The 17,297-nt window shown below is 64.7% G+C and carries 19 protein-coding genes; 10 read left to right on the forward strand and 9 right to left on the reverse strand.

The window, feature by feature from the left end; translation table 11 throughout:
- The first annotated feature begins 76 nt into the window (after positions 1 to 76).
- The 4 genes from ACRCUN_RS06540 to ACRCUN_RS06555 are packed head-to-tail and all read left to right on the forward strand — an operon-like array spanning position 77 to position 4,185.
- Entirely contained in the window at positions 77 to 685 is a 609-nt protein-coding gene (locus tag ACRCUN_RS06540) for a TetR/AcrR family transcriptional regulator (protein WP_462140817.1), read from the forward strand.
- 10 nt (positions 686 to 695) lie between these two features.
- Positions 696 to 2,012, forward strand: a complete 1,317-nt coding sequence (locus tag ACRCUN_RS06545) for a glycosyltransferase (protein WP_462140818.1) — start codon at positions 696 to 698, stop codon at positions 2,010 to 2,012.
- Positions 2,009 to 3,211, forward strand: coding sequence for a glucosamine kinase (locus ACRCUN_RS06550; RefSeq protein ID WP_462140819.1), 1,203 nt, complete (start codon positions 2,009 to 2,011; stop codon positions 3,209 to 3,211). Before ACRCUN_RS06545 ends, ACRCUN_RS06550 begins: the two co-directional genes overlap by 4 nt.
- Complete coding sequence (locus tag ACRCUN_RS06555) at positions 3,208 to 4,185, forward strand: SIS domain-containing protein (RefSeq protein WP_462140820.1); 978 nt, start codon at positions 3,208 to 3,210, stop codon at positions 4,183 to 4,185. Before ACRCUN_RS06550 ends, ACRCUN_RS06555 begins: the two co-directional genes overlap by 4 nt.
- On the opposite strand, the gene ACRCUN_RS06560 is transcribed toward ACRCUN_RS06555, so the two are convergent.
- The 4 genes from ACRCUN_RS06560 to ACRCUN_RS06575 are packed head-to-tail and all read right to left on the reverse strand — an operon-like array spanning position 4,148 to position 7,973.
- On the reverse strand, positions 4,148 to 5,518 hold the full coding sequence (locus ACRCUN_RS06560; RefSeq protein ID WP_462140821.1) for an MFS transporter: 1,371 nt from the start codon (positions 5,516 to 5,518) through the stop codon (positions 4,148 to 4,150). The genes ACRCUN_RS06555 and ACRCUN_RS06560 overlap by 38 nt on opposite strands.
- A 37-nt stretch (positions 5,519 to 5,555) precedes the next feature.
- Positions 5,556 to 6,026 (reverse strand): RpiB/LacA/LacB family sugar-phosphate isomerase, encoded by a 471-nt coding sequence (locus ACRCUN_RS06565; protein WP_462140822.1) that lies wholly within the window; start codon positions 6,024 to 6,026, stop codon positions 5,556 to 5,558.
- Between the two features lie 19 nt (positions 6,027 to 6,045).
- On the reverse strand, positions 6,046 to 6,972 hold the full coding sequence (locus tag ACRCUN_RS06570; protein ID WP_462140823.1) for a ribokinase: 927 nt from the start codon (positions 6,970 to 6,972) through the stop codon (positions 6,046 to 6,048).
- A complete protein-coding gene (locus ACRCUN_RS06575) occupies positions 6,969 to 7,973 on the reverse strand; it encodes a LacI family DNA-binding transcriptional regulator (RefSeq protein ID WP_462140824.1) in 1,005 nt (334 codons plus the stop codon). The genes ACRCUN_RS06570 and ACRCUN_RS06575 overlap by 4 nt, the downstream gene beginning before the upstream one ends.
- A 154-nt stretch (positions 7,974 to 8,127) precedes the next feature.
- Between ACRCUN_RS06575 and ACRCUN_RS06580 the strand changes: the two genes are divergently transcribed.
- Positions 8,128 to 8,805, forward strand: coding sequence for a YczE/YyaS/YitT family protein (locus ACRCUN_RS06580; protein ID WP_462140825.1), 678 nt, complete (start codon positions 8,128 to 8,130; stop codon positions 8,803 to 8,805).
- A gap of 18 nt (positions 8,806 to 8,823) precedes the next feature.
- Here ACRCUN_RS06580 and ACRCUN_RS06585 read toward each other — a convergent pair whose 3' ends face one another.
- Together ACRCUN_RS06585 and ACRCUN_RS06590 are read right to left on the reverse strand one after the other, a co-directional pair.
- Entirely contained in the window at positions 8,824 to 9,120 is a 297-nt protein-coding gene (locus ACRCUN_RS06585; protein ID WP_067844532.1) for a DUF4193 domain-containing protein, read from the reverse strand.
- Positions 9,121 to 9,224: 104 nt separating this feature from the next.
- Positions 9,225 to 9,647, reverse strand: coding sequence for a YybH family protein (locus tag ACRCUN_RS06590; RefSeq protein ID WP_462140826.1), 423 nt, complete (start codon positions 9,645 to 9,647; stop codon positions 9,225 to 9,227).
- A 281-nt stretch (positions 9,648 to 9,928) separates the two neighbouring features.
- Here ACRCUN_RS06590 and ACRCUN_RS06595 point away from each other — a divergent pair, with 281 nt between their 5' ends.
- From ACRCUN_RS06595 to ACRCUN_RS06605, 3 genes are read left to right on the forward strand one after another with little or no spacing between them, the layout of a single operon-like run.
- On the forward strand, positions 9,929 to 11,356 hold the full coding sequence (locus ACRCUN_RS06595) for a UbiD family decarboxylase (protein WP_462140827.1): 1,428 nt from the start codon (positions 9,929 to 9,931) through the stop codon (positions 11,354 to 11,356).
- Between the two features lie 7 nt (positions 11,357 to 11,363).
- Complete coding sequence (locus ACRCUN_RS06600; RefSeq protein ID WP_462140828.1) at positions 11,364 to 11,783, forward strand: SRPBCC family protein; 420 nt, start codon at positions 11,364 to 11,366, stop codon at positions 11,781 to 11,783.
- Positions 11,784 to 11,793: 10 nt separating this feature from the next.
- Positions 11,794 to 13,425 carry a UbiD family decarboxylase domain-containing protein gene (locus tag ACRCUN_RS06605; protein ID WP_462140829.1) on the forward strand — a complete coding sequence of 544 codons (1,632 nt, stop codon included), beginning with the start codon at positions 11,794 to 11,796 and terminating at the stop codon, positions 13,423 to 13,425.
- On the opposite strand, the gene ACRCUN_RS06610 is transcribed toward ACRCUN_RS06605, so the two are convergent.
- The 3 genes from ACRCUN_RS06610 to ACRCUN_RS06620 all read right to left on the reverse strand — a co-directional run bounded on the left by ACRCUN_RS06610 (position 13,416) and on the right by ACRCUN_RS06620 (position 15,014).
- Positions 13,416 to 13,907, reverse strand: a complete 492-nt coding sequence (locus tag ACRCUN_RS06610; protein ID WP_462140830.1) for a UCP032817 domain-containing protein — start codon at positions 13,905 to 13,907, stop codon at positions 13,416 to 13,418. The genes ACRCUN_RS06605 and ACRCUN_RS06610 overlap by 10 nt on opposite strands.
- Complete coding sequence (locus tag ACRCUN_RS06615; protein WP_462140831.1) at positions 13,897 to 14,604, reverse strand: GOLPH3/VPS74 family protein; 708 nt, start codon at positions 14,602 to 14,604, stop codon at positions 13,897 to 13,899. Before ACRCUN_RS06615 ends, ACRCUN_RS06610 begins: the two co-directional genes overlap by 11 nt.
- Before the next feature lie 104 nt (positions 14,605 to 14,708).
- Positions 14,709 to 15,014 carry a hypothetical protein gene (locus ACRCUN_RS06620; protein WP_462140832.1) on the reverse strand — a complete coding sequence of 102 codons (306 nt, stop codon included), beginning with the start codon at positions 15,012 to 15,014 and terminating at the stop codon, positions 14,709 to 14,711.
- 253 nt (positions 15,015 to 15,267) lie between these two features.
- Between ACRCUN_RS06620 and ACRCUN_RS06625 the strand changes: the two genes are divergently transcribed.
- Positions 15,268 to 15,570 carry a hypothetical protein gene (locus ACRCUN_RS06625; RefSeq protein ID WP_462140833.1) on the forward strand — a complete coding sequence of 101 codons (303 nt, stop codon included), beginning with the start codon at positions 15,268 to 15,270 and terminating at the stop codon, positions 15,568 to 15,570.
- Positions 15,571 to 15,801: 231 nt separating this feature from the next.
- Positions 15,802 to 17,172, forward strand: coding sequence for a hypothetical protein (locus tag ACRCUN_RS06630; protein WP_462140834.1), 1,371 nt, complete (start codon positions 15,802 to 15,804; stop codon positions 17,170 to 17,172).
- The last annotated feature ends 125 nt before the right edge of the window (positions 17,173 to 17,297 follow it).

A 17,297-nucleotide genomic window follows, 5' to 3' on the forward strand; every position in this document is an offset into this window, starting at 1 on the left:
GTAAAACCTGGATAAAAACTACATCGAAGTTCAGGAAAACCGAGCGGGCGGGCGGCGGGCTTGGCACCATGGGCGCGTGCCCGTCAGCAGAGCCGAACGTCGTGACCGGCTACTACGTGCCGCGCAGACGGCGGTGATGAAGCACGGTGTCGACGTCCAGCTCAAGCAGGTCGCCGCGGAGGCGGGCCTGACCCCGGGGGCGGTGCTCTATCACTTCCCCGACATCCAGACCCTGCTCGTCGAAGCCAACCGCGCCGGCATCGAGCGGTTCTACGACGCGCGGCTGCGGGCGATCGACGGCGTCGCCACGCCTGACCAGAAGCTCGTGACCACCATCGAATCCGGACTGCCCGTCGATTCTGATGATCCCGACGTCAAACTCATGTGCGCGCTCGGCGGCGCCGCGGCGCGTTACCCCGCATACGCAGTCATGCTGACCGCGCTCTACGACCGCCAGGTGGCGATGTATCAGATCATCCTGGAATCCGGTTGCGCTCAGGATGTTTTCACGTTGACATCGTCCTCGTTGACCGTTGCGCGCAACATCGTGGCGCTGGAAGACGCCTACGGCTATCGCATGGTGGCTCGGCACCCGAGCCTTGATGCCGACGCCGCCACCGAACTGATCTGTGACTACGCGCGGGTTGCGACAGGCCACCCGCTTCCCCGACCCGTCCGAGCATGAAGGGCTGCCCATGACGTCATCGAGTACTCGGCCATTGACCATCATGTTCTGGCCCGAATCCGCTTACGGGCCAACGAATCAGTGTATTGGGCTGGCAGCCGTCCTACGTGACCGCGGGCACACCATCGTGTTCGCGGCGGAGAGTTCCTGGGCGGGCAAGCTCGCCCCGTTCGGCTTCATCGAAGAACTCGTCGATCTGGCGGAGCCTGCGGCCGGGGGCGAGGACGACGACGCGGGGAAGTTCTGGACCGACTTCATCGCCGAGACCGCACCGGAATTCCGCAAGCCCACCATCGAGCAACTCGAGACTTTCATCCAGCCCACGTATCAGGCGCTCATCGACGGCGCCAAATACTGTGAGCCGCGGCTGCGCGAGATCATCGCGACCCACCGGCCGGACGTCATCGTCGAGGACAACGTCGTACTGTTCCCCGCCCTCGCCACCGCGGGTGTGCCGTTCGTGCGCATCGTCTCCTGCAGCCCACTGGAGGTTTCCAGCCCCCGGGTGCCGCCGCCCTTTTCGGGGCTGCCGAGCGCCGACTCGTCGCAGTGGGAGGCCTACCGCGCCGAGCTGAATCGCACACACCGGGAGATGTGGACAGACTTCAACGCGTGGGTGCAGGCGCAGGGGGCTGACCCGCTTCCCGATCTGGAATTCATGCCTCGCGCAAACGCCGCCAACCTCTACGTCTACCCAGCCGAGGCCGACTATCTGCAGGTCCGGCCGCTCGACGACAGCTGGATCCGGATGGATTCGAGTGTCCGCGAGACCGACGACGAGTACGTCGTACCCGAGCAGATCGCCGATCGGCCCGACGACAGCGCGCTCGTCTATCTATCGCTGGGATCGCTTGGCGGAGCCGACGTGGAACTCATGCAGCGACTTGTCGACGTTCTCGGCAAGACCCGGCACCGGTTCATCGTCAGCAAGGGTCCGCAGGCCGACCGAATCACCCTGGCCGACAACATGGTCGGCCAGCAGATGCTGCCGCAGACCAAGGTGATTCCTCAGGTCGATCTGGTGATCTCCCACGGCGGCAACAACACCGTCACCGAGACGCTGCACTTCGGCAAGCCGCTCATCGTGCTGCCCCTGTTCTGGGACCAGTACGAGAACGCCCAGCGCATCGACGAACTCGGGTTCGGGATACGGCTCGACACGTATGCCTTCGTGGACGCCGAACTCACCGACGCGGTGGACCGCCTACTCGAGGACACCGAGTTACGCGCCAAGCTGGCCGGGATCGGCGCCGCGATCCGGGCGCGCGACGGGTTGCGCGTAGGGGCCGACGCCATCGAGCGTGCCGGCCTGGACACTCAGACGTGAACGAACGCGATCACCTCGAACTCGGGCCTGACCGAAGGTTGGTCATCACCGCCGGGCCCGAAGGACTTGCCGCCATTCCAGCGGTGCGCGATCCAGACGGCGACTGGCGCCGTGCGCGGCCTGGCGACGGCACCGCCGAAGCCATGTTGGACACCCTGTGCAGTGTGGACGGCTCAGCGAAAAGCGGTGCCTTCACGATGCTTTCATGGACCGAGCGCAGCGCGACGGGGGAGCGCCCGATCGCGGTCGACCAGACCAACGAGTCGGTGATCGTCGGCGATGCCGCCGTCGTCAAGTGGGCCACCCATCTGCAGCACGGCCCGCACCCGGCACCTCACCGGATCAGTGCGTTGCGCGCCGCCGGATTTCGGGGCATGCCCGCCCCATGGGGCCTGGTGACCTGGCAGCCAGAAGGCGAAGCCGAAACCCTCGTCGCGACTGTCGACGAATATCTGCCCGGCGCCGTCGACGGCTGGACCTGGGCCGTGGACCGGGTGACGGACGCAGCGCGGGCGGGCCGCCCAGAGCGGGTCCGGGACGCCGCGGCTGACGTGGGCGCCCTGGTCGCCGAACTCCATGCGGCTCTGGCCGGTACCGCGTCCGTGGCCGATCGGACCGACGTGACGCGTTGGCGTGATGCGGCCATCGAAACACTCGAAACCGCTGCGGCACTGAGTACTTCGGTATGTGGCACGGTGCTGCGCGAGCGGCGCGCAGAAGTCGAGGAAATCCTGCACGGCCTCGGCGGCCTCACGGGAACACCGGTGATCGAAGGGCACGGCGACCTTCATGTCGGCCAGGTGTTACTCGCGGACGGCCGGTTCGTCATCACCGACTTCGACGGTAATCCGGTGCTGGCGCCCGAAGAGCGGATGAAACCGATACCCGCGGCGCTCGACGTCGCAGGCATGGTGCAGTCATTCGCACATGTCGCGATCGTCGCCCGCAAGTACACCGAGCTCGATGCGGCGGCCCTGACCGAGGTAAACACGCTGACACGGGCGACCTTCCTGGACAGTTACCTCACCCGGCTCACCGAACTGGGATACGCCGACATCTACGATCGGGCTCCGCTGCGGGCGCTCAGGCTGCAGCAGGTGCTACGTGAAATCATCTACGCGGCAAAGCATCTACCACGTTGGATGTACGTGCCCGACGCGGCGTTACCCGCACTGCTCGACGAAGGGAGCGCCCCGTGAATCCCGATGCCTTCTACACCGACCTGCGGCGCAAACCGGAAACCCTCACCCGGCTCGCCGGCACGCTGGCACAGGGCAACCCGTGGGCACCGGTTGTGCCTTCGGGCATCGAACGCGTCGTGCTACTCGGCATGGGATCCTCTGCGTACGCCGGTGGGGTGGCAGCGGCCCGGATGCGGGCGCGTGGATTGGTAGCCGTGTCGGAGCTCGCGTCCTCTCACCTAATACCCGCCTGGGGCGCGGGCACGCTCGTGGTCGCGATCTCGGCGACCGGGGGGTCGGCGGAAACCCTTGACGCGCTTGAGCGAATGCAGAACGCGAATGGTGACGCGATCTTCGTCGCCCTGACGAACACGCCCGGTTCGGCCCTGGCCGAGCGTTGCGGGGCCGTCGTCGACGTCGTAGCGGACAGGGAAGAAGGTGGCGTCGCCTGCCGCAGCTATCAGCACACCCTCGCGCTGCTGGTGGCACTCGAATGCCAGCTGACCGGTGAGGACAACCACGCGCTCGTGGCCACCATCAATGCGGCGGCTACCGCGAGTGCGCATCTGCTCGACACCGAATCGGACTGGCGGCCAGCGGTTGCCGATCTCCTCCTGGGCCCTGCCGGCACGCACCTCGCGGCGCCGGCGCACCGGTTCTCATCCGCCCAGCAGGGTGCCCTCATGCTTCGTGAGGGCCCCCGGCTGGGCGCGGTGGGCTGTGAGACCGGCGACTGGAGCCACGTCGACGTGTACCTGACGAAGACGACCGATTACCGGCTGCTGGTGTTTGCCGGATCTCCCTGGGAACCACAGCTTTCCGAATGGACGTCGATGCGCGGCAGCACCGTCGTCGGTGTCGGGGGTGACGTGCCGGGTGCGCAGTCGACCCTGCGCTATCCCGGCGACGAAGTCGACGACGTCCGATTGCTGACCGAGACGTTGGTACCCGAACTCATCGCGGCCCGGGCGTGGCAGGCGCAGAACCACTGACCGCCGGGTCGACCTCACCCCGGATCACGGCCTCGACCTCGGCGCGCTGCCGCGGACCCCACGTCTCAGGTGTGGCCAACACGCCGGCCAGGCCCACCAACCCGACCCCGACGTAGAACAGCGCAGGCCCCATCCAACCGAACGAGTCGGCCAACAGCACCGCGAGGAACGGCGCGAAACCGGCAATGGAAGCGGCCACTTGGTATCCGATCGACGCACCCGAGGTGCGGGTCTTGGTGTTGAACAATTCTGCGAACCACGCGGCCTGCGTTCCGGTCAGACCCGCGTGGATGATGCCGATACCGATGATGAACAGCACCGCGATCAGGAACGGCTGACCGGTATTGGCCAACAGGTACATCGGGATGCCGAACGCGATCGCCAGGATGCAACCCGCCAGGTAGACGGTACGCCGGCCGACGCGGTCGGTGAGCGCCCCGGCTCCCAGCGTCGTACCGACGGCGATGAGGCTCGCGATCACCACGCCTGCCAGTGCTGCCGTGCGATCGGCTGGATCGCGCTTGGTGATGTAGCTCAGCAGATACGTGGCGGTGAGGTAGTAGGCACAGGACTCGACGACTCGAAGGGCGATGATACGCAGGATGTTTCGCCAGTCTTCGCGCAGCACCGTCAGGAACGGGTTGCGCACGACCTGGCCCTCGGCCTTCACTGCCTCGAACTCCGGTGACTCGGTAAGGCGCATCCGGACATAGAGCCCGACGATGATCAGAATCGCGCTTGCCAGGAACGGGATTCGCCATGCCCAGTCGTTGTCGAGCATCGCGCTGCCGAGGAAAGCGATGTTGGCCAGGGCGATCCCGAGTGGATTGCCGGCCTGCGGGATGGCGGCGAACCGACCGCGGTGACGCCAGGGAGCGTGCTCGTAGGCCATGAGCACTGCGCCACCCCACTCGGCACCGAAGGCCAGGCCCTGGATCATGCGGATGATCACCAGCAGTGTCGGCGCGAGAACGCCAACCTGGGCATAGGTGGGCAGCAGGCCGATTGTGACCGTCGCGATGCCCATCATGAGCAGCGCGCCGACGAGGACGGGTTTGCGGCCGAACCGATCACCCAGGTAGCCGCCGACCGATCCGCCGATGGGGCGCATGAGAAACCCGACACCGAGAGTGGCGAAGGACAGCAGCGTGCCGACGGTCGGGTCGGACTCCGGAAAGAACACGTCGCCGAAATAGAGAGCCGACGCCGTCCCGTATGCGACGAAATCGTAGTTCTCGACGCATGTTCCGGCCGCCGCGCCGAAAGCTGTCCTGAGCTTTCCCGGTGAGCCGAACTCGGCTTGTTTCTGTCGGTCTTCGATGCCGATGCTCATTGCGTATCTCCTTTGATAGCGTTCGCGGCGGTCAGGGTCAGAGTTCGGCGGCCAGCTCGCGGGCCGACATACGTTCCAGTTCGCGAAGCTTGCGAACCCGGCGCACGGTGTCCTCGTCGTTGTCGAAACGCGCCGCGAGGAAGGCTTCGAGCACTTCGCCTGCTGTCGCGCGGCCAATAACCCAGGCACCCATCGCGATTGCGTTGGCATCGTCGTGCTCGACGCTCTGATGCGCGGAGTACACGTCATGGGCGAGGGCGCATCGAATGCCTGCGATCTTGTTGGCCGCCATCACCGCACCCGCGCCGGTGCCACACACCAGCACAGCCCGGTCGGCTTCGCCGCGGAGAACCGCTTCGCACGTGTCTCGCGTGACGTCGGGAAAGTCCACCGGCTCCTCGCTCTGCGCGCCGCGATCGATGACCTCGTGGCCGAGGCCTTCCAGCACGGTGCGCACGTGTGCCTTCAGTGGATAGCCGGCGTGGTCGTTGCCCAGTGCGATCTTCATATGATGTCTCCTCGTTGAGTCAGGTTGTTGTAATGGTGATTTCGCTGAAATGCGGGATGGAGTCCATGGCTCCGGGTCTGGTGACGGCAAGCCCCGCGGCGTGGACCGCGTATCTGAGTGCGCCGGTGACATCACCGGGGTCGGCAGCAAGGCGGGCGGCGAGATAGCCGATGAAGGTGTCGCCGGCCGCCGTGGTGTCGACGGCCTTCACCCGGCGGGCTTCGACATGTGCGACGCCGTCGCTTCGCTTGACATACGCGCCGTCGCTTCCGGCGGTGCACACCACAGTCGCGCCCGAGGCGCAGGCGAGCACGGCCATGTCGTCTGTCAGGCCGGTGCGAGCGGGCCGACCGTCCAGAAGCGTTGCGATACCGGAGAGTTCGTGTCCATTGACGACCAGCAGATCGACGTGTGACAGCAGATCGTCGAGCGATGGGGGTACGGGTGCGGCGTTGATCACCACGGTGCCCCCCGCTTCGGCGGCCCGCCGTGCCGAGTGCGTCGCGAGCGCCATGGGCGTCTCCAACTGCAGGAGCAGGAGATCGCCGGCGGTCATGGTGCGTAGCCCGGTATCGACGTCGCCGATGGTCAACCGAGAATTGGCGCCGGGTGACACCACGATCGAGTTCTCGCCGTCGTCATCGACGGTGACCATGGCGCGTCCGGTCGAAGCGTGCGGGACAACGCGGATGTGGCTGGTGTCGACGTCGTCTGCGGCCAGCCTGGCCAACAGCAGTTCGCCGTCGCGGTCAGCACCCACTGCACCGACAAGGGTGACACTCGCACCCGCCCTGGCCGCAGCCACCGCCTGATTGGCGCCCTTGCCACCCGGCGACACCGCGACGTCGCCGCCGATCACCGTTTCCCCGGCCGACGGAATCCTGGCCACTCGTACCCGGTGGTCGGCATTGAGGCTGCCGACGACGAACACTCGCCGGTCCCTCATCGCGATGTACCACTCGTCGAGCGGTTGACGAAACGAGTTGGCAGCACGACCGATTCGGGCTTGTCCCCATTGATCACCTGCAGCAACAGACCCACGGCGTGCCGGCCGATGGCTCCGGGATCGTGGGCGATTACCGACAGCGGCGGATCGACGTGCGCGAACCATTCGATGTCGTCGAACGCTATGAGTTCGATATCGCTCCCGGAGTGCAGGTTGTGCCGGCGGATCGCGGTGAGTGCACCCACCGCCATGAGGTTGTCGGCGGCGAGGATCGCCGTTGGCCGGTCGGCGCCCGCGAGAAGAGTGTCGGCAGCCTCGGCGCCGCTCTCCGCACGGAAGTCGCCGAACGTGATGAGTTCAGGGTGAACCGTCAGGCCGTGGTGGGGCAGCGCGTCGAGAAACGCGGCATGACGATCGCGACCCGTCGAAATCGCTTCGGGGCCACCGATGAAGCCGATCCGGCGATGTCCTGCCGCGGCCAGATACGCAACGGCTTCGTCGAGCCCACCCCGGCAATCGGTCGTGACACTGGGCACGTCGATGCCGTCCACCGTGCGGTCGGCGAAAACCACGGGCATGCCCGACGCGATCAAGGTCTCGAGCATGCCCGCACCGCGGCCCTGCGGTGTCAGGACGACGCCGTCGACGCGCTGGGTCAGGAACGTCTCGAGGTAGCGATCCTGTTGCGCCACATTCTCATTGGCATTGCCGAGCAGCGTGATGTAGTCGGCATCGAGGGCCGATTGTTCCGCGGCGTGCGCCACATCGGCGAAGAACGGGTTGCGGACGTCGGACACCAGAAGGCCGATGGTGTGCGTACGGGTCAGTCGCAGCGATCGTGCCTGCGCGTTGGGGCGGTAGCCGAGCGCGGCCGCCGCTTCGGTGACCCGCGTTCGGGCATCCGGCGACGTGGCCGGGTGGCCGGACAGCACGCGCGATGCCGTTCCGAGTGAAACGCCTGCCGCCGCAGCGACATCGCGAATGGTGACGCCATTGGCCAAGGTGCCCACCCTCCGTGGAAACGTTTCCATGTAATCGTTTCCACGTAAGCTATGTCACATGCTTGGTGTGGTCAAGATTTGGATCTCTCCGCGGATGCGGGCCGCATTCCATGGCAAAGTCAGCAGCAGGCTGTTACCAGTCGGAAGGTGAGATGTGGGAAACCGAGAAAGCCACTATTGGCGGCGTTCGTTCTGGGCGCTCGTCGGGGTGGCCGTCTTGGGGCTCGGGTCTGCGGTGTTGCGCGTCGCGCAGGTCGGTGTCGACCCCTACACCGCGGCCAACATCGGCATCAGCAACACGGTCGGGCTCGACCTCGGCACGTATCAACTCATCAGCAACGCGGTGCTGTTGATCCCGATTCTGTTCTTGGGCCGGATGTACATCGGGATCGGCTCGGTCATCAACATGGTCATGACCGGCTACTTCATCCAGTGGTTCTCAGCGATGTTGAGCCCGCTGGTACCCGGCGAACCGACTCGGCTGGAGCAGGCCGTGATGTTCCTCATCGGGATCACGCTGTTCGCCGCGGGCGCGTCGATGTACATGACCGCCGCGCTCGGTAACTCACCGTATGACGCGGTTGCCCCGATCATCGTCGACCACACGCGACTGCCCTACCGAGTGGTGCGCGTTGCCCAGGATCTCGTGTTCGTGGCGCTGGCCCTGGCATTCCACGGACAGGTCGGCATCGGGACCGTGATGACCGCGTTCTTCGCCGGTCCGTTGATCGACTTCTTCACCGAGAAGGTCAACAAACCCTTGATGAAGAAGGACCTCGAGGCGCTGAGCGCGTTCCAGGAGCGCATCGCGACAACCCGCTGGCATTTCTGACAGCGGGCCGCCGGTCCCTCACACGCAGTCGACGCAGACTTGCTCGTTGCCGCGCTGCAGGGCGAGGCGGTTGCGGTGCTGCACGAGGAAGCAGCTCGAGCAGGTGAACTCGTCGGCCTGCTTGGGGATCACCCGGACGGTGAGTTCCTCACCGGTCAGGTCCGCGTCCGGCAGATCGAACGAATCGACGGTCTCGTCCTCGTCGATCACAGCCGTGTCGACGGAAGCCCGTCGCTGGGTGGCCAGTTCCTCGAGTGACTCGTCGCCGACCTCATCAGCTTCTTTGGTGCGAGGCGCGTCGTAGTCGGTAGCCATTGGTGATCCTCCCTCTATAGGCCGGTGCTTGGGCAACGTCGCTGAGGCGTCGGTTGTTCCCCGTGCGCGCCGGTTGTAAACGTCGATAGCTGTCAGACGATGAATCAGGGCGTCAAGTTCACGACCGCCTTACCGAATTCGAGGTCCGCGGGCACCGACACGTGGTCGTGTGCAACGAGCCAAACTCCGTCGACGCGTCTGAAACACGCCGTCCACCGCACCCACATGTCCGTTATGCGGCCGTTCGCAAGAGTCCCGCTGACGTGGTTGAGGCTGTGAACGAACGCGAGATCTTCCTGTGCTGTGACGTACAACTCATGGATGTCATAGGCGATGGGCCCGGTGTAGGCGGCGAAGAACTCCTCCCAGGCGCGTCGCTTGTTGTCTCGGCCGGCATACCGCAGAGGTGCGCCGAGATCGAACGACACGACATCCGGCGCATACAGCGATACGAGCCCGTCGATGTCGCGCGTGCGGATCGCACTCACCGCGTCTGCGATGCACTGCCGAATGGCGGCTTCAGCCATCAGACTCTCCTTTCGCCCGGTATGCGGCAGAGACACGGTAGGCGACGCCCGCACAGCCGTTGCAAGCAGGGCATTGACGGCTTCGTCAGTTCGGAACGCGCGAAGAACGTTGCCGGGCCTTTCGGCGGTGGCCGATTGGGCGGTGATAGTCAACCGCGGCAAAGTCATGTCTGGCAATGTCTTTGCCGATTCAGCTGGCATGAATACGGTGTCTCGGCAACGATGACACCGTACTTCTCTATTTCGCTGGACACGCCCCATAGAGAGATGAGGCATCCCTCGTGCCGTACCAGGATTTCCGGGAGTTCCTCGATGCGCTGCGTGCGCGGGGGGAACTCATCGACGTCGAACGTCCCGTAGCGCTCGACCTCGAGATTGCGAAGGCCATGCGCAAGAGCGCATCGGTGGCCGGTCCGGCGATCGTGTTCACGAACAACGGCACCGAGTTTCCCTTGGTCGGAGGGGTGTACAACTCACGAGCCAAGGCCCTGATCGCATACGGCTGCGACGAGGACACCGTCGTACCGCACATCCTGCGCGGACTCGCGCACCGCATCCCGCCCGTGGTCATCGAGCACGCGCCGGTACACGAAAACGTCATCATCGACGACGACATCGACCTGTCGACGCTGCCCGTGCCGAGGTACAGCCCCGACGACGGTGGCCCCTACATCACACCGGGCATCGTCGTCAGCCGTGACCCGGACACCGGCGTACCCGACATCGGCCACTACCGCTTCGAGATCATCGACAAGCACACGATGTCGTTTATGGCCATGCCCAATCACCGATTCGGAAAAAACCTGGCCAAGGCTGCTGCGCTGGGACAGAAGAGTTTTCGGGCGGCGCTTGTAATCGGCGTCGACCCGATGTTGGCCTACACCGGTCCCATCCAGGTCCCTGAGGACACCGACGATTTCGAAGTGGCAGGCGGTTTGCGTGGAGCGCCGGTCGAGTTGGTGAAGTGCCGCGCCATCGATCTGGAAGTGCCCGCGCACGCCGAGTTCGTCATCGAGTTCGAGGTGGATTTCGAACACACCGTATTCGAGGGGCCACTCGGCGAGTACACGGGCTACTACACGCCCGGCTCGATGAAACCGATTGCCCGTCCGCTTGCGCTGACGCACCGAAACAAACCGTATTTCCAGGCATTGCTCACCGGAAAGCCGACAACGGAGAACCACGTTCTCAAGCAACTGGCGTTCGAAGCCTCGTTCCTCGACTCAATGCGAAAGACGTTCCCGACGATCGAGCGAGTGGCCATCCCGCCGTCCGGCGGGGTGAACTTCAGAGTGGTGATGGCCATGCGGCCCCGATTCGCCGGTGAGGCCCGCAACGCGATCCTGACCGCGATGGGGTCGAACGTGCGGCCCAAGACGGTGATCGTGGTCGACGCCGATATCGACGTCCAGAACTCCGCGGAAGTCGAGTGGGCGTTGGCCTTTCGGACGCAGCCCGCGCGCGACGTCATCGTCGTCGATGACCTGCCTGGTGGGCCGCTCGATCCGACGCTTGACGAAACACTGCCACCGGACCGCCGCACGGGATCGGCACTCGGCATCGATGCGACCTACCCCTATGGAACCGCGGTCAAGGTGGCCGGTGAAGCATGCGGCCCCGCGCAGGCCGAGCACGGCCGGGAGTTCGTCGAGGTGGCCGACGTGCCTGGATGGCGCGACTACGCATTCCCAGAACTCGACGCGAGGTAGGAGAACAGTGCCCGAAATCGACCATGAGATCAAGGTTTCCGCCCCTCCGGAGCGGGTGTTCGCCGCTCTGACGACTCTCGAGGGCCTCAAGGGTTGGCACACGCCCAACGCCTCGGGCGCCGGATCGGTCGGCAGCGAATGGGTGTTCGCCTTCGGCGATCATCCGGAGTTCCGATGGGAGGTCACGCAATCGGAGGCGCCGAGTCGGGTGGCCTGGCGGTGCACCCGAGGGCCGGGTGATTCCGTCGGCACCACCGCGACGTTCGTCATCACGCCCGTTGATGACCGCACGCTGCTGGAACTTCAACACGCCGGCTGGCCCGGTACTCACGGAAACTTCCGTAAGTGCAACACGACGTGGGGCGTGTTGCTGCACCATTTGCGCGACTACGCCGAGACCGGCTACGCCGCACCGGCGTTCGACTAGGGGGACGAGCGTGCCACAACAGAATCTGAGCGACTTCGTCGACGACATGGAAAAGGCGGGCATGCTTGTCCGCATCACCGAGGAGAAGCGGGTGGACGAGCTGCCCGCGGTCATGGAGGCCAATCCGCTGACGGCCGTCCTGGTGGAGAACGTCAAAGACTGCGAGTTCCAGTTTCTGGCCAACGCGTACTCCAACCAGGATCAGACCGCATGGGCGCTCGGGTGCGACAAGAGCCGCAGCGGGCGCATGATGAGCGAGCTCGCCAAGGGCCGCGTGCGGCCCGAGATCGTCGACACCGCACCGTGTAAGGAGGTCGTGCTCATCGGCGATGAGGTCGACCTGACCCGGCTGCCGCTGTTTCTGCACCACGACCGTGACGGCCACGCGTTCACCAACGACAACCTGGTGATCAGCAAACATCCCGACACCGGTGTCTACGACTGGGGCATCTACCGCAGCATGTTCCGGTCGAAGAACGAGAAGATGTTCGACATGACGTGCACGTCGCATCGTCAGCGCTTGAACGCCATTGCCGCGCAGGACAAAGGCGAGAATCTCGAAGTCGCCGTCGTCATCGGCGGCCCGATCGTCGACAAGATCGCGTCACTGACGGGCGTGCCGCCGGACACTGACGATTTCGAGGTGCTCGGCAGCTTCTACGGACACCCCGCGAAGCTGGTGAAGTGCGAGACCATCGACGTCCTCGTCCCCGCCAACGCCGAGATCGTCCTGGAATGCGAACTGATGGCCAGCGAGGGGCTGACGCACGACGAGGGGCCCTACGGTGAGTTCACCGGAATGTACGGCGGCGGCATCAAGAAGAACTATCGCGCGGTCGTCAAGGCCATGACGTACCGCAAAGGCGGTATCTACCAGCACGCCACCATCGGTGGAACCCATCCCTGGTACACCGACAACATGCTGCAGCTGCCTGCGCTGGAGGCCGACATTTTCGGCGCAATGAAGTTCGCCGGAATCGACGTCAAGGAGGTGCGTTGCGACCTCGGTGGGTTGTCGAACATCGCCTACGCCAAGATCAAGCCGAACGGGGCGGGCGACGGGAAGCAGGCGCTGGGCATCATGCTGACCTGCTCAAAACTCGCACTGCCGAAGATCGCGATGGTATTTGACGAAGACATCGACATCTGGGACGACAACGCGGTGAAGTTCGCGATGGCGTTTCGATTCATGCCACATCTGGACACCATCATCATCCCCGGCTGCAACACCATGACCGTCGACCCGATGATCGGCTCGGACGTGGCACCGGGTACGGCGTCGAAGATGGGGATGGATTGCACGATTCCGATGGGGCCGCAGTTCTCGCGCGAGCATTTCGATCGCAGCACCGTCTTCGTTCTCGGTGATCCGCCGCCCGACGTCGTGGCGATGACCGAGGCCGAACTGACGTCGGACATGGAGACCTTGATCGGTGAGGCGCCCCGCACCTGGAAGGAGATACTGCAGCACTACAACGGTCAGCCGTACCAGGTCGTGTATCGCGCATTCAGCAATCTGCGCCCGCGACTCGGGCGCTGCGATGATGCTCCGTGGTACCGCTACACGTTCTCCGACAGCGACTTCGCCGCTGAGGTTCCCGATCCCAAGCTCTCGAATTTCGATCCGCGACATCACATCTGAACAGCGGCCGCCTGTATTCGGCCCACACTGGCCAGATCGATGCCCCACGGCTCCTCCACACCTACGCGCTCGTCGAGATCCCAGAGGACACAGGCCTCCCCGGGTTCGGCGACCAACGACCACGCGAGCACGGTTCGGCGCAACTGCTCGTGCATGGGATCGCCTGCGCCCGGCACTGCGGACGGCGGGGCTCCATCAGGTTGGTGATGTAGATATCTGCCGTACGCGCGTCGGCAGAACTCCGAATAGTAGGCCGTGCAGAGGATCAGGCCGTGCCACGCCTCGTCGACAGCACGCGACGGCATGCCGATGACCTGCCGCTTGCCCAATGCCGGTGCGCAGCAGCGCAACCACTGCCGTAGGCCCGTTTCGACGAGCGCGCGCGGCTCCCACGGACACGTCTTGAACACGGCAGGGGGAAGTTCGAGCGCGGCGACAGCGTTCTCTGCGCGATGCAGTCGCCGCCGTGCGCTAGCCACCACAACCTCCGCAGCCGCCCCCGCATCCGCTGCCGCAGCTGCCGCCGCCACCGCAACTGCCCCGCCCACGTGTCTCGGCGTGCACCGACTCGACTGCCGCGTGTAGCGCCGAGATCGGGGCGATCGCCGCAGCGGTCATATCGAGCAGTTCCAAGCGGTACCGCACACGCTCCTCGACGGTGAATATCGTCGGTATCTCGCTGAGGATTCCGAGGAGTCCCAACGCCAGCGGCCGCGGATCAGCCTCTCGGTCGCAGATGATGTTGCGGACGGCCTGGGCGGCTCGGTCCGCCAGATCGCTGACCTTGTCCGCGTCGTACGGCCCGACATGACGCTTGGGGATGAATCCGAGGGCGCGGTGTCGCTGTGTGCACAGCCAGCCATGATCGGTCAGCTGTTCGCGCACCTGGCGGGGAACCTGGTCCTGGTTAGCAGCGACCAACCACGCCCAGGTCTTCGGCTCATCGGCACGGACGGCGTTCAACATGGACCGCAACAGCGGATCTCCGGGCCGGGCGCCATTCGTGCGGCAGGCCTTGCCATCCGAGTCCTGGATGTAGCCACTGAGATGCAGGTCGGTGAGCATGGCAGCGCGCAACGCGAACCCGAGCAGCCAGAGGCTGTGGGCATCGAATCGGTGACGCTTATGGTCGTATGCCAGCAGATAGAGCTGGCCGTGCAATGTCTGCGGTAGCTCCATCGGACTGCTCCCTTCTCCGCTGATGAAGCCATGGTGCGCGCCAGGGCAGTGCGTAGAAAGGGAGCTGCCTCCAAAACCCTTTATTCCTCGCACGATTCACAGACTCAGAACCGATCCATCTCTCGCGACATCAGCGAGTGTTCGAGATAGGTGAGCTTCGACGGGTGATCCTGGCGCACCGCCTTGCGTTCGGCGCGGGTCCGCCACCGCGCCCGGACGGAGGACAGCATGCGCGGCAGGATGTCGATGCGCCGAGGTCTCGGCAGCGGCACGGCGGCCGCGGTGCCGAACAGGACTTCCTGTTCGGTGATGAGAACGTGTGTCCCACTGGCGCGGGTGGTGTGCGCTCGGGTCTCGCGTTTGGTGACGGAGGCCCCAGATGACACGGAAGACGTTGTCAACTTGGCCATTTCGAACTTCCTCTGATCGCGGCGCCGGCGACTCGACGCCTGATATGAGGAAACCTACGGAGATCGTTGCTCAAACTCATGAGTAGTGCACTACTTCTTTATATGGCTATCCATCGGGTCGTTATCGATGCTGTTGGAGGGCCGGGGGGCGGTTCGTGGCAAATGTGCGTGGGTGTGCTGCTCCTGCGGGGGAGCGATCGGTTGTGTGTTGGTGTTGCCGTGGCGGCAGGTAGCGGTGGGTACAGTCGTCGGCGTGCATGAGGACGCCAACGGGCTGGATACCGAGATCGCAGACGAAATCGAGTTGGAAGACTATGAGGCGGAGCTGGACGACCAGGACCTCAACGGTCAGGTGATCTCCATCCGGCGTGCGAACGGCGACGAGATCCTGACCATCGTCGCCGAGGACGACGAGTGGAACGTCGACCTGCAGCCGGGTGGCGCCGTCCAGGCCGCGTTCCTCGGGTCCCGCCGCGATACGCCGGTGTGGGTCAACGCGCTCGACCAGCAGATCGAACGTGACGACGACGGCACCTACGTCATTCGAATCGACTGAGCACGCGGCCGAATCCGCATACCGCACGCGTGTGATTCAGTTCGACGCCGGCGGGTCAAATCGATTCGGATTCTTGCCTTTTCATGGGTAATTGCCCGAAAGGGAAGAAGCTTCGTGTTCAGGTGGTCGCTGTTTACAGGTAGGCCCTAGAGTCTCCTCAGGATCCTCACGTCTCTCTGCCAGAGAGGCCGGCATCGCGCCGTTGGAAGAGGGATCCGGTCGGGGAAATTCATGAGCATTCAGCCCGTTCTCGCTGCCGGAATCGCCCTCGCGAGCGTTGGCGCCATAGCGGCCGCCACCCCGCCAGTGCTGCCCGCCGAGCAGATCACCGTCAATGCGAGCGCGCCCGCGCCGAAGACAGTCACCGTCGATCAACTGAAACTCTTGGCGCTCAGCGACGTAACGCTCGCGAACCTCATCGACGTATTCAACAACGGCTATGGCGGTGGCGTTCTGGTCGATAACCCCTATTACAACCTCACCGATGAAGACTATCCGCTGGAAGCGCGCGGACTGCCTGCCGTCGCGTACTACGTGGCCGACCAGACCTTGCTTTCCCTCATCGATACCGGGCTTCCCATCGTGGAGCCCGTGGCGCAGTTCACGTACGACTACGTCACGTCTTACTTCTTCGAGCTTGGCGCCAAGGCAGCGTTGCATGTGTCGCTGGCCGAGGCCACCGGCGGCCGCTATACGCCGCTCGGCACGCTCCTCCAATTGATCTTCAACCCGTTGTATCTGGATGGGCCGCAAAACCTTCAGGCAATGGCGGCGACACTGGCCACGCCTGCGCCCGATCCACTGAGCTATATCCCGCAGGGCATCGTCGATGCATTTGTCGACGGGTGGGGTGGCGGCATCCAGCCCGATGATCCCTACTATCCGAGCCCGGAGGAAGTTTTCGTCACCGGATTCACCGGAGTGGGGTACTACCTGAGCGACCAGGTCTTGCTCGCGGCGGCGGCCACCGGACTACCGATCGTCGCACCCCTCGCCGAGTTCGCGTACTACAACGTCACCACGTATCTGTTCGAGGTCGGCGCTGCCGCCGCATTGCACGTGTCGCTGGCCGAGGCGACCGGCGGTCCCGACACGCCCTTCGCGCAGATACTCCAACGCATCTTCAACCCCAGCGCCATCGAGTCCTCCGCCTCCGATTCCGGCCCTCGCGTAGAACAGCTTTCGGTACCGGCCGACGACAACCTCGATACGACCGTGGCCGCCGGCGTCCAGACCGGTAACGGGCCTGAGGTACTGCCGAAGAAGGCCGCTGCGGTAGTCGAAGTCCCGGTCCCGGATCTCGCCTCGGAAGAGGAGAGTGACGAGACGGGCAGCACCGACGGGGAAGTCGTCGAGGAGCCGGAGGGTACCGAAGAATTGGAAGCCGAGCCCGTCAAGAAGGGGCCGAAGCTCAACGTGACGAAGCAGAATCCACTCTCGGATCTCGCCGATAAGGTCGACGACTTCAAGAAGGACGTCGACGGTGCCGCGAAGAAGATCACCGATGGATTGAAGAAGCTCGGTGGCGGCGCCCAGAAGAAAGACACGACTGAGCAACCCGACGCGGAACCCAGCGCCGGCGACCCCAGCGACGACGCGTGAGGCGTGAGCCTGCTGTCCGCCGATCGGGGGACACCAGGCTCATCCGGCCCACCCTCCGATCGGCCGATATCTGCGAGCTCAGCTGTGCGTCACAGTGATTCAACGCTGTTGACCAAGGAGCACGC

The sequence above is a fragment of the Mycobacterium venezuelense genome, from assembly GCF_054919535.1.